We start from the raw sequence: 12308 nt of genomic DNA, 5'->3' as shown, positions 1-12308 counted from the left end.
GGCGGGGTGAGGGTCCCGTCGGCCATGCGAAAGGCCCCCGGTCACCCTTGCGGGTGGCGGGGGCCTTTCGGTCACTGCGGGTCGGTGCGTCAGTGCACCGGGACGACCTGCTTCTCCTCGGCGAAGTGGCACGCCGAGAGGTGCGCGGCCGGGGTCTCCTGACCCTGGAAGCGCTCCGGGATCGCGAGCAGCGGCGTCTCCTGCGAGCAGCGCTCCTGCGCCTTCCAGCAGCGGGTGCGGAAGCTGCAGCCCGACGGCGGGTTCGCCGGCGAGGGGACGTCACCGGTGAGGATGATCCGCTCGCGGTGCGCGCGGGCCTCCGGGTCCGGCACCGGCACCGCGGACAGCAGCGCCTGGGTGTACGGGTGCGTCGGGTGCTCGTAGATCTGCTCGTCCGTACCGATCTCGGCCATCTTGCCGAGGTACATGACGCCGACGCGGTCCGAGATGTGCCGGACGATCGACAGGTCGTGCGCGATGAAGAGGTAGGAGAGGTTGAACTCCTCCTGCAGCTTCCCCATCAGGTTGATGACCTGCGCCTGGACGGACACGTCCAGGGCCGACACCGGCTCGTCGCAGATGATGATCTCCGGGTTGAGCGCGAGGCCTCGGGCGATGCCGATGCGCTGGCGCTGACCGCCGGAGAACTGGTGCGGGTACCGGTTGATGTACTCCGGGTTCAGACCGACGACGTCGAGCAGCTCCTGCACCTTGCGGCGCCGGTCGCCCTTCGGGGCCACCTCGGGGTGGATGTCGAAGGTCTCGCCGATGATGTCGCCGACCGTCATACGCGGGTTGAGCGAGGTGTACGGGTCCTGGAACACCATCTGGATGTTGCGGCGGACGGCCTTCAGGGCGCGCCCGGACAGCTTGGTGATGTCCTGGCCCTTGTAGAAGACCTCGCCCGCGGTGGCGCGCTCCAGGTTCATCAGGAGCTTGGCGACGGTGGACTTGCCACAGCCGGACTCGCCCACGATGCCGAGGGTCTCGCCCTGGTAGAGGTCGAAGGAGACCCCGTCCACGGCCTTGACCGCGCCGACCTGCTTCTTGAACAGGATGCCCTGCGTCAGCGGGAAGTGCTTCTTCAGACCGCGCACCTGGAGGATCGGTTCGCCGCGGCCCGCGGGGGCCTCGACGGCGGCCACGGCCTCGTCGTTCTTGCTGAGGTCAGCCATGGATCGTCTCCTTCCAGAAGTGGCAGGCGCTCTTACGGCCCGGGAGATCCGCGCCGTCCTGCTCGGTGACCGGCACCAGGGCCGGGATCTCCGTGCGGCAGATGTCGTCGGCCTTGGGGCAGCGCGGGTTGAAGGCGCAGCCGGTGGGCACCTTGAGCAGGTTGGGCGGCAGGCCCTTGATCGCGTAGAGCTCCTGGCCCTTCTGGTCCAGGCGCGGGATCGACTCCAGGAGTCCCTTGGTGTAGGGGTGGGCCGGGCGCTTGTACAGCTCGTGGACCGGGGCCTGCTCGACGATGCGGCCGGCGTACATCACGGCGATCTTGTCCGCGACGTCGGCGACGACGCCGAGGTCGTGGGTGATCAGGATCAGACCCATGTTGTACTCGCGCTGGAGCTCCGCGAGGAGGTCCATGACCTGGGCCTGGACGGTCACGTCGAGAGCCGTGGTGGGCTCGTCGGCGATGATCAGGTCCGGCTCCAGGGCGAGCGCCATGGCGATCATGATGCGCTGGCGCATACCGCCGGAGAACTGGTGGGGGTAGTCGGAGACCCGCGCCTTGGCGGCGGGGATCTTGACCTTGTCCATCAGCTCGATGGCCTTGACCTTGGCGTCCTTCTTGGACATGCCGTGGTGCACCCGGAACATCTCGCCGAGCTGGTAGCCGACGCTGAGGACCGGGTTGAGGGAGGACAGCGCGTCCTGGAAGATCATGGCGATCTTCCGGCCGCGGATCTTCCGCCGCTCCTCCTCGGACATCTTCAGCATGTCCTCGCCGCGGAACAGGATCTCGCCCTGCGGGATCTTGCCGGGCGGCATGTCGAGGATGCCCATGACGGCCTGGGCGGTGACGGACTTGCCGGAGCCGGACTCGCCGAGGACGGCGAGGGTCTCGCCGGCGTCCACCGAGTAGTTGACGCCGTTGACCGCCTTGGCCACACCGTCACGGGTGTGGAACTCCACGTGCAGGTCGCGGACTTCGAGCAGCGGACCGGTGTGGTCGGCTCCGTCGCGGGGCGCGGGGACGGCCGCGGTCTTGTCGATGATGCTCATCTTTTACGCCCTCCTCAGCGCAGCTTGGGGTCGAGGGCGTTGCGGACGGCTTCGCCGAGCATGATGAACGCCAGAACGGTGAGGCTCAGCATGATCGAGGGCCAGAGCAGGACGTGCGGGGCCACTCGGATCTGGGCGACACCGGCGGAGATGTCGACACCCCACGAGACGGTCGGGGCGGCGAGGCCCAGACCGAGGAACGACAGGGTGGCCTCGGCCGAGATGTAACCGCCGAGCGCGATGGTCGCGACGACGATGACGGGGGCCATGGCGTTCGGCAGGATGTGCCGGAAGAGGATCCGGGTCGTGCCGGCGCCGAGGGCCTTGGCCGCGTGGACGTAGTCGGCCTGCTTGACCGTGATCACGGCACCGCGCATGACGCGGGTGATCTGGGTCCAGCCGAGGAACGCGAGGGCGAAGACGACGACCCAGACGGTCCGCTCGACGAACGACTGCAGGACGACCATGGCGCCGAGCAGGAACGGGATGCCGAAGAAGACGTCGGTGATCCGGGAGAGGAGCGCGTCGACCCAGCCCCCGAAGTAGCCCGAGATCATGCCCATGATGCCGCCGACGACCGTGACGATCGCGGTGACCGCGACGCCGACGATGATCGAGGCGCGGGTGCCGTGGATGAGGCGGGCGTAGACGGAGCGGCCCTGCTGGTCGTAGCCCAGCCACTCGGGCGAACCGACGTTGCCCAGCTCGGGCTTGCTCAGGAAGTGGTGGACCAGGTCACCGGCGGTCGGGGACGCGCTGGTGAAGAGGGTCGGCCACACCGAGATCAGCAGCAGCAGCGCGATCAGCGCCGACGAGATGATGAAGTACGGGTTGCGGCGCAGGTCGGCCCAGGCGTCGCCCCAGAGGCTGCGGGCCTTCTCCGCCTTCGCGGCCGGGGCCGCGTCCACGGAGGGCGGGGCGATGGCGTCCTCGACTGCCGCGGCAGCGGTCTTGGTCACGTCAGGCATACCGGATCCTCGGGTCCAGGACCGCGTACAGCAGGTCGATGAGCAGGCTGGTGACGAGGTAGACGATCACCAGGACGGTGACGAGGCCCACCAGGGTCGTACCTTCACGCCGGGAGATCGACTCGGCGATGACGCCGCCGATGCCCTTGATGTTGAAGATCGCCTCGGTGACGACCGCGCCGCCCATCAGGGCGCCGATGTCGGTGCCGAGGAAGGTGACCACGGGGATCATCGAGTTGCGCATCAGGTGGACGCCGATGACCCGGCGTCGCGGCAGGCCCTTGGCGACGGCCGTGCGCATGTAGTCGGCGCGCAGGTTCTCCGCCATGGAGGTACGGGTGAGCCGTGCCACATAGGCGAGGGAGAGGCCGCCGAGCACAATGGCCGGAGCGAGCATCTCGCTCAGCTGCGGCTCGGTGCTGACGTTCGGCGCGATCCACTCCAGGTTGAACGCGAACACCATCTTGATGATGTAGCCCAGGACGAAGACCGGGATCGAGATGATCAGCAGGGTGAAGATCAGGATCACGTTGTCGGCCAGACGGCCGGCGCGCAGACCACCGATGACGCCCAGACCGATGCCGAAGATCAGCTCGATGGCGAACGCCAGGGCGGCGAGCTGGAGGGTGATGGGGAACGCGTCGCCCAGCACCTCGGTGACCGGCCGTCCGTTACGGATCTGGGTACCGAAGTCCAGGTGCAGGATCATGTCCCGCATATAGAAGAAGTACTGCTGCCATGCAGGCTTGTCGAGACCCAGCTCATGGCGCTTCGCGGCGAGTGTCGCCGGGTCGGCGCCCTTGTCGCCGAACATCGCCAGCACGGGGTCGCCGGGCAGGGCGTGCACCATGGCAAAGATCAGCAGGGTCGTCCCGAGGAAAACCGGGATCATCTGGAGCAGTCGTCGTGCGACATAACGCCCCATCATGCCTCCGTTGAGATGTGACAGCGGCAACCGACGGGCCCTCCCTCGACAGCGGTACCCGTTTCCGGGTACGGCTATGTCGTGGAAGGGCCCCCCAGCCACTGCGTAAGGCACCGACACGGGACTGACGATCTGTCGATCCGTCAGTCCCGTGACGGCGTGCGGACTACGCTTGGGTGATTACTTCTTGACCTCGACGCCGGTCAGGATCGGGTCGCCGTCCTGGCCGTACGCCACGCCCGAAACCTTCTCGGAGAAGCCCGCGTTGACCTTGTAGTACCAGAGCGGGATGGACGGCATGTAGTTGATCAGGTCCTTCTCGATCGCCTGGTACGCCTTGACGGACTCGTCAAGGGTCGCGGCGGAGTCGGCCTTCGCGATCTTGGCGTCCAGCTCCTTGTTGGAGAAGTCGCCCTGGTTGCCGCCCGCGCCCGTACGGAACAGGTCCGAGATGAAGTTGGCGTTCACCGGGTAGTCGAGCACCCAGCCGGAGCGGTAGAGCGACTTGACCTGCTTCGTCTTACGAGCGGTCAGGTCGGCCTGGAAGTCCGGCTTGCCGTCGCCGACGCACTGGACGCCGGTGGACTGCTGGATGGAGTTGCAGACAGCGTCCACCCACTCCTTGTGTCCGCCGTCGGCGTTGTACTGGATGGAGATCTTGTTGTTCGGAACGCCACCGCCGGCCTTGATCAGGTCCTTGGCCTTGGCGGGGTCGAACTTGGTGACGCCGGCGCCACCGTCCTCCTGGAAGCCCAGGACGCCCTTCGCGACCCAGCCGGTCGCGGGCTCACGCGTGCCGTTCAGCACCGTCTTGGTGATGGTGGCACGGTCGATCGCCATGGACAGACCCTGGATGACGCGCGGGTCGATCTGCTTCGGCTTCTTCCACTGGTCGGCGTAGAAGGCGACGGCGATGGTCTGGACGGCGGAGTACGGCTGGTCCACGGCGCGGTCGCCGAGGTCCTGGCGGTAGACCGGGAGGTCCTTCGGCGCGATCTGACGCAGGACGTCGACGTTGCCCGACTTCAGGTCCTCGTACGCGGCCTCGAGGGTGGTGTAGTTCTTGAAGACCACACCGCCGTTCTTCGCCTTGTTCGGGCCCTTGTAGCCGTCGAAGCGCGTGACCTCGATCTTCTTCTTGTGGTCCCAGCTCTTGAACTTGTAGGGACCGTTGCCGACCGGCTTCTGGCCGCCGGCGACCGGGTCCTTGTAGAAGGACTCCGGGAGCGGCGCGAAGACGATGTAGGCCAGCTTGTGCGCGAAGTACGGAACGGCCTTCGAGAGCTCGACCTTGAAGGTGGTCTCGTCGACGACCTTCAGACCCTCGAGCTTGTCGGCGGTCTGCTTGGCGCCCTCGGCGTCCGGGTGGACCTTGTCGTAGCCCTTGATGTCCGCGAACCAGGACGCGAGGCCCTGGGCGTTCTTCAGGCTGGCGTTCCAGTTCCACGCGTCCACGAAGGACTTGGAGGTCACCGGGGTGCCGTCGTGGAAGGTCCAGCCCGGCTTGAGCTTGACCGTCCAGGTCTTCGAGTCCGTCGTGGTGACCGACTCGGCGTTGATCATCGACAGCGAGCCGTCGGCCTTGTAGTCGACCAGGGTCGAGAACAGGCCGGACATCACGGCGGAGCCGTTGGACTCCATCGTGTCGCCGGTGAGCAGGGGCTTCTCAGGCTCGCCCAGCTCGATGGAGAAGATTCCGTTCGGGTCAACAGCGCCCTTGGCGTCACTGCCGCCGTCGCTCTTACCCCCGCCACAGGCGGTCGCAGCAAGGGCAACGATGATCGCGCCCGTTACCCACTTGGCGCTCTTGGCACCGCGCATGGGTTCCTCCTCATGAGTCCACTTTGTCACTACAAGAAGGGCACTCCGAGTTTCGCCGACACCCCTGACGGCTTTGCACTCAAGTACCCCGAGTGTGCTCGTGAGTCGGCACTCCCCACAGTGCGTGACCCATTGACCCGAGCTCAATGGAGCCAACTATTAAGTACGTCCGGGCTGTAAACCACACTTAAGTGGTCTCGTTTTGACAACATCACTACACGTCCGGATACCGAAATCCGGACAAACTGAGCACAGACAGACACCCCCGAAACGGACCGTTAACACACGTACCGGAGAGCGATGGCCGCTATGCGGACACCGGGCCTCTGAAATGAAGTTGACGGAAGTTGACGAAAAGCCCGGACCCCCACAGTGCTGTGGGGGTCCGGGCTCGGGTGCTGACGTGCCGTCAGCCAAGAGCGGCGTAGATCACACAGGACCGTGATCTACCCCGCCGCCACCGGCCGCATGCGGCCGGACTCGGCTCAGTTGTTCTTGGCGCGCGAGGACGCGCGGCCACGCGCGTTCTGGTCCAGGATGACCTTGCGGATGCGCACGGCCTCCGGGGTGACCTCGACGCACTCGTCGTCGCGGCAGAACTCCAGGGACTGCTCCAGGGAGAGCTTCCGCGGCGGGACGATCGCCTCGAAGGAGTCGGCGGAGGCGGAGCGCATGTTGGTGAGCTTCTTCTCCTTGGTGATGTTCACGTCCATGTCGTCGGAGCGCGAGTTCTCGCCGACGATCATGCCCTCGTACACCTCGGTGCCGGGGTCGGTGAACAGGACACCGCGCTCCTGGAGGTTCGTCATCGCGAAGGCGGTGACGGCGCCCGCGCGGTCGGCGACCAGCGAACCGTTGTTACGGGTCGTCAGCGTGCCGAACCACGGCTCGTGGCCCTCGTGGATCGAGTGGGCGATGCCCGTACCGCGGGTGTTGGTCAGGAACTCCGTACGGAAGCCGATGAGGCCACGGGACGGAACGACGAACTCCATGCGGACCCAGCCGGAGCCGTGGTTCGACATGTTGTCCATGCGGCCCTTGCGGATACCCATGAGCTGCGTGACCGCGCCCATGTGCTCCTCGGGGACGTCGACCGTGAGGCGCTCGACGGGCTCGTGCGTCTTGCCGTCGACCTCCTTGGTGACGACCTGGGGCTTGCCGATGGTCAGCTCGAAGCCCTCGCGGCGCATCTGCTCGACCAGGATGGCGAGCGCGAGCTCACCGCGGCCCTGGACCTCCCAGGCGTCCGGACGCTCGGTGTCGAGCACGCGGAGCGAGACGTTACCGATCAGCTCGCGGTCCAGACGGTCCTTGACCTGGCGGGCGGTGACCTTGCGCTGCTTGACCGCGGACTTGGCCTCCGCGCCCTTGCCGGTGCCACCGCGGCCGACGAGCGGCGAGGTGTTGGTGCCGATGGTCATGGAGATGGCCGGCTGGTCGACCGTGATCAGCGGCAGCGCGATCGGGTTCTCCGGGTCGGCCAGGGTCTCGCCGATCATGATGTCGGGGATACCGGCGACGGCGCAGATGTCACCGGGGCCGGCGACCTCGGCGGGCTTGCGGGTGAGCGCCTCGGTCATCATCAGCTCGGTGATGCGGACGTTGGCGATGGTGCCGTCCGTCTTGATCCACGCGACCGTCTGGCCCTTGCGCAGCTCGCCCTGCTCGACGCGGAGCAGCGCGATGCGGCCGAGGAAGTTGTCGGCGTCCAGGTTGGTGACGTGCGCCTGGAGCGGCGCCTCCTCGTCGTACGACGGGGCCGGGACGTGCTCCAGGATGGTGGAGAAGAACGGCTCCAGGCTGTCGCTGTCGCTGGGAACCGTGCCGTTCTCCGGCTTGGTCAGCGAGGCGATGCCGTCACGGCCACAGGCGTAGACGATCGGGAACTCGATCTGGTCCTCGTCCGCGTCCAGGTCCAGGAACAGGTCGTAGGTCTCGTTGACGACCTCGTCGATCCGGGAGTCCGGGCGGTCCGTCTTGTTGATGCAGAGGATGACGGGCAGGCGCTGCTGGAGCGCCTTGCGCAGCACGAAGCGGGTCTGCGGGAGCGGACCCTCGGAGGCGTCCACGAGCAGGACGACCGCGTCCACCATCGAAAGGCCGCGCTCGACCTCGCCGCCGAAGTCGGCGTGGCCGGGGGTGTCGATGATGTTGATCGTGATCGGGGCCCCGCCGTCCTTGGGGTGATACTTCACCGCCGTGTTCTTGGCGAGGATCGTGATGCCCTTCTCACGCTCCAGGTCGTTCGAGTCCATCATGCGGTCGTCGAGCTGCTGGTGGGCGGCGAAGGCACCGGCCTGCTTGAGCATGGCGTCGACGATGGTCGTCTTGCCATGGTCGACGTGGGCGACGATGGCGACGTTACGGATGTCGTGGCGCGTGGGCATGGGTGCTTGCGCTTCTCTCGGATCGTGGGATGCGGCGTCAGTTCCTCGTACGCCCACCGGGCGGACGCGCCACGGCTATGTCCTATGGTACGGGGCTGCCGCGCAAGGGGCTTCCCCGGTCAAGATCCGAGAGGTCTGGTGCGGTGCCGCAAGGGTGTGGGGGGCTTGGTGCGACCGGGTCAAGGGGCCGACGCGATCCTGCCCGCCGGGGTTACCGGCGGGCAAGGATTTTGAGCTGCTTCTGAGGTTGTGACCTGTGGTTTCAGAGGTTTCAGCGATTTCGTTCGGCGCCCTTGGAGGATTCGGGCTTCTTGAAGCCGATGTCCTGGTAGCGCGGGCCCCCGAGCCCCCAGGCTCCGGCGTTCACCAGATCGGCCTTGGCGGCCACCAGCTGGGGGCGCTGGTAGAGGGGGATGGAGCCGGCGGCGGCCCAGATCCGGGCGTCGGCCTGGCGCACCAGGTCGCGGGCCTCCTCCTCGTCGAGGGTCCCCGCCGCCTGGTCGAAGAGCTGGTCGATGCGGTCGGTGCCGACCCGCGAGTAGTTCTGTTCGACCAGCAGGGAGCCGTCCGAGGCGGGCTCGGGCTTGGCGAAGATCGGCCGGGCGTCGGTCGCCGGGAAGGCGGAGGCGGGCCAGGAGTAGAGGGCCAGGTCGTAGTCGCCGGAGGCCACGTGGTCCTTGAAGAAGCTGTCGTCGGACACCTTGGTGACCTCGGTGCGGATGCCGACGGCGTCGAGCATCCGGACGATCCGGTCGCCGACCGCGCGCAGCGACTCGGAGCCGGGGCCGGAGGGCAGGACGAAGCGGAGGCTGAGCGCCTTGCCGTCCTTGCCGAGGGCCTGGGTGGCCTCGGGAGCGGTGACGGGGGCGGCGGTGCCGCGCGGGGCGTAGGCACCGGCGACGCCCTTGTCCGTCCTGGCGACCGTCTGGGCGGCGTGGGCGGCGGCGCCCGTACCGGTGTCGAGCGCCTCGGCGCGGGCGAGGAGCGCCGCGCTCTGGCGGGCGGCGGCGGGGACCGGGGCGAGGATGTTCGTACCGTTCTCGGGGCCGTTCGCGCCGATGGCGGTGGTCCGGCGGTGGCCCGGCTTGTCGTCGCCGACGATGTAGAGGCCCTCGTCGGAGGCGGTGTCGCTGTCGCTCCCCTTCTTCTTGGCGTCGGTGGAGCCCGCGTCCTTGGCACCCTCCTCCTTCTCCGCCTTCCCCTTCTCCCCCTTGCTTCCCCTCTCCTTCTCCTTCTCCGCCTTCTCCTTCTCCGCCTCGCTGCCCGCCTTGGTGCCGGTGCCCGGGGGCTTCCTGGCGGCGCCGCCGGGGACCCAGCCCGCGTCGGCGAGGAGTGCCCGCGCCTCCTTGGTGTCCTGGCCGCCCAGCGCGTCGCTGCCGTCCGCGTACGCGGCCTGTCCCGCGAGGGCCAGGTGGCTGCCGGGGGGCCGGGCCGGGAGGCCGAGCGGCTTGAGTACGGATTCGGCCAGTTCCTGGCGGTTGATGGCGCGGGCCACCGCCCTGCGCACCCGCTCGTCGGCGAGGGGGCCGGACTCGCCGTTCAGCGAGAGCTGGGTGTAGGCGGGTTCCAGTGACTTGCGGACCACGTACTTCGCGAGGGTGTCCTGCGCGCTCGCGTAGGTGGCCATGGCCTGCTGGTTCTTCTTGCGGGCGGCCTGGACCTCCTCCGCCTTCTCCTCGTCGGAGCCGTGGGCGAGGGCCCAGGACTTCAGCGCCTTGGAGGACGTGATCTGCGATCCGGGGCCGTGGGCGAGGGCGGCCTGCGCGCCGTTGCGTCCGGCTCGGGCGTCGCGGAGCGCGAGGGAGATCCGCTCGGCGGTGGACCGGTCGATCTCGGCCAGGTCGAGGGTGCCGGCGGCGAGGGCCTCCGCGCGGTCGGCGCGGGGGACGGCCTTGAGGACGAGGCTGTCGAGCTTGGCGGGCTGCCCCCACCAGCGGGGGTTGCGGGTGAGGGTGACGTCGCCGCCCTTGCGGTCGATCGTCTTCAGCAGGAACGGTCCCGCGGTGGCCTTGAGGGTGGTGCGGGCCCCGTCGTTGAAGGCGTTCGGGGAGCCCATCACCTGCTTCGGGTAGAGCGGGGTGAAGAGGGACTGCCAGTCGGCGTACGGCTTGGAGAAGGTGACCCGGACCTCCAGGTCGTTCTTGCCGCGCTCGATCTTCTCGATCCGCTCGTAGCCGGAGTTCCGGGCGGTCCAGTACGCCGTGTCCCGGCCGCTCAGGGCCCGCCACTGGGCCACGAAGTCGGGGGCGCCGATCTCGCGCCCGTCGCTCCACACGGCCTGCTGGTTGAGCTTGTAGAGGACGACCTGCTTGGGCTCCGTCTCGACGACCTGCGCGGACTCCAGGTAGTCGGGGTTCCGCTGCGCCCTGCCCCGCTCGTCGAGCGTGTAGAGGGAGGGGAGCACGGCCCCGGCGATCCGGGTGGTGGTGCCGTCGGCGTCGGCCTGGAAGGTGTTGAGGGTGGTGGGCAGTGCGTCGACGGCCCAGCGGAGGGTGCCTCCGTCGGCGACCTTGTCGCGGGTGGCGGGCGCGTTGTCCTGGGCCGCGGCCGGGGCTTCGTCACCCTCGTCGCCGGAACTGCAGCCGGCGAGGACGGTGACCGCGAGGACGGCGCTGGTGAGGGTGGCGACGGAGCGGAGCGTGCGGGAGCGGGGGCTCCTGGAGCATGTCCTCCCGCGAGGGGCGCCGATCTGGGACATGACGTGTACCCCTTCGTCCAGATTTATTCCATTTGGAGATGATCACACCTATTGCTCATACACTGAAAAGGACGGAACAGATCCGGCCACGGCGACACGGCGGCACGTCCGGAGAACCCCACTCGTGCGGCCCAACCGCCCCTGCGCACGACTTCCCAAGCGGGATGTGACGCGCGACACTCACGAAGGTGAGGCAACCATGTCCGTCCAGGACGATCTGGCGGCCGTCAAGCGCCGCCTGCAGGACCTTGAACACACGGTCGAAGAGCTGGAACACCGCGTCGGAACGGAGCGGGGCGCGCCCCACGCGCCGAGCACCGGCCGCGCCGAGAGCATGGTGACCATCCCCGACACCCCGTACGACGCCGGGAAGTGGACCGACGTCGACGACGAGGGCCTGGGAGCACGCGACCACCACGCGCCGTAGAGCCGTAGAGAGCCGAGGAGCCGAGGAGGCCCTGTTGGCCACAGGTACGGAACCGCCCGGGTCCGCGACGGGCGTGCGCTCCCCGGGGCGCGCCGCCATCGCCGCCCGCCATCTGCGCACCGACCGCTGGTGGCTGGCCCCGGCCGCCACCGCCGCCGGACTCCTCGCCTTCGTCGTGTACTCGACCTGGCGGGCCTTCTCCAACGCCGACTACTACTCCGCCCCCTACGTCTCCCCGTTCTACTCGCCCTGTCTGGCGGAGAACTGCGTGCCCATGCGGGGCGGGCCGAACTGGGAGCTGTTCGGCAGCTGGTGGGGGCTCTCCCCCGCCCTGCTGATCCTGGTCTTCCCGCTGGGCTTCCGGCTCACCTGCTACTACTACCGGAAGGCGTACTACCGGGGGTTCTGGGCCGCTCCCCCGGCCTGCGCGGTCGCCGAACCCCACAGCGCGTACACCGGCGAGACCCGCTTCCCGCTGATCCTGCAGAACCTCCACCGGTACTTCTTCTACGCGGCGCTGCCGGTGGCCGGAATCCTCACGTACGACACCGTCCTGACCTTCCGGGACACCCACTACGCCTGGGGCCACGCCGGTCTCGGGACGGTCCTCTTCCTGGTCAACATCACCCTCATCTGGGCGTACACCCTCTCCTGCCACTCCTGCCGGCACATCGTCGGCGGACGGCTGAAGCACTTCTCGAAGCATCCCGTCCGCTACCGGCTGTGGACCTGGGTGGGCCGGCTGAACGCCCGCCACATGCTCCTCGCCTGGGCCTCCCTCGTCAGCGTCGCGCTCTGCGACCTGTACGTGTACCTGCTCGCCACCGGCACCTTCGACGACCCGAGGTTCTTCTGA

The 12308-nt window shown here is 68.2% G+C and carries 9 protein-coding genes; 2 read left to right on the top strand and 7 right to left on the bottom strand.

Features of this window, described 5'->3' with window-relative positions:
• Nucleotides 1-89: 89 nt before the first annotated feature.
• The 7 genes from V4Y03_RS22340 to V4Y03_RS22310 all read right to left on the bottom strand — a co-directional run bounded on the left by V4Y03_RS22340 (nt 90) and on the right by V4Y03_RS22310 (nt 11025).
• Complete coding sequence (locus tag V4Y03_RS22340; protein WP_056551508.1) at nt 90-1175, bottom strand: ABC transporter ATP-binding protein; 1086 nt, start codon at nt 1173-1175, stop codon at nt 90-92.
• Entirely contained in the window at nt 1168-2226 is a 1059-nt protein-coding gene (locus tag V4Y03_RS22335) for an ABC transporter ATP-binding protein (protein WP_317873512.1), read from the bottom strand. Before V4Y03_RS22335 ends, V4Y03_RS22340 begins: the two co-directional genes overlap by 8 nt.
• Nucleotides 2227-2240: 14 nt before the next feature.
• Entirely contained in the window at nt 2241-3194 is a 954-nt protein-coding gene (locus tag V4Y03_RS22330) for an ABC transporter permease (RefSeq protein ID WP_317873511.1), read from the bottom strand.
• Entirely contained in the window at nt 3187-4119 is a 933-nt protein-coding gene (locus V4Y03_RS22325) for an ABC transporter permease (protein ID WP_317873513.1), read from the bottom strand. The genes V4Y03_RS22330 and V4Y03_RS22325 overlap by 8 nt, the downstream gene beginning before the upstream one ends.
• A 180-nt stretch (nt 4120-4299) precedes the next feature.
• Nucleotides 4300-5940, bottom strand: a complete 1641-nt coding sequence (locus V4Y03_RS22320; RefSeq protein ID WP_317873510.1) for a peptide ABC transporter substrate-binding protein — start codon at nt 5938-5940, stop codon at nt 4300-4302.
• Between the two features lie 485 nt (nt 5941-6425).
• Nucleotides 6426-8327 carry a translational GTPase TypA gene (typA, locus tag V4Y03_RS22315; RefSeq protein ID WP_317873509.1) on the bottom strand — a complete coding sequence of 634 codons (1902 nt, stop codon included), beginning with the start codon at nt 8325-8327 and terminating at the stop codon, nt 6426-6428.
• 271 nt (nt 8328-8598) lie between these two features.
• Nucleotides 8599-11025, bottom strand: coding sequence for an ABC transporter family substrate-binding protein (locus V4Y03_RS22310; RefSeq protein ID WP_332436085.1), 2427 nt, complete (start codon nt 11023-11025; stop codon nt 8599-8601).
• Nucleotides 11026-11224: 199 nt separating this feature from the next.
• Here V4Y03_RS22310 and V4Y03_RS22305 point away from each other — a divergent pair, with 199 nt between their 5' ends.
• Together V4Y03_RS22305 and V4Y03_RS22300 are read left to right on the top strand one after the other, a co-directional pair.
• Entirely contained in the window at nt 11225-11452 is a 228-nt protein-coding gene (locus V4Y03_RS22305) for a hypothetical protein (RefSeq protein WP_317873507.1), read from the top strand.
• Between the two features lie 34 nt (nt 11453-11486).
• Entirely contained in the window at nt 11487-12308 is an 822-nt protein-coding gene (locus V4Y03_RS22300; RefSeq protein WP_317873506.1) for a hypothetical protein, read from the top strand.

It is taken from the genome of Streptomyces sp. P9-A4 (assembly GCF_036634195.1).
In the GTDB taxonomy this organism is placed as follows: domain Bacteria; phylum Actinomycetota; class Actinomycetes; order Streptomycetales; family Streptomycetaceae; genus Streptomyces.
The sequence above is the reverse complement of the archived record's forward strand: the minus strand, read 5'-3'. Positions and strand labels throughout refer to the sequence as shown.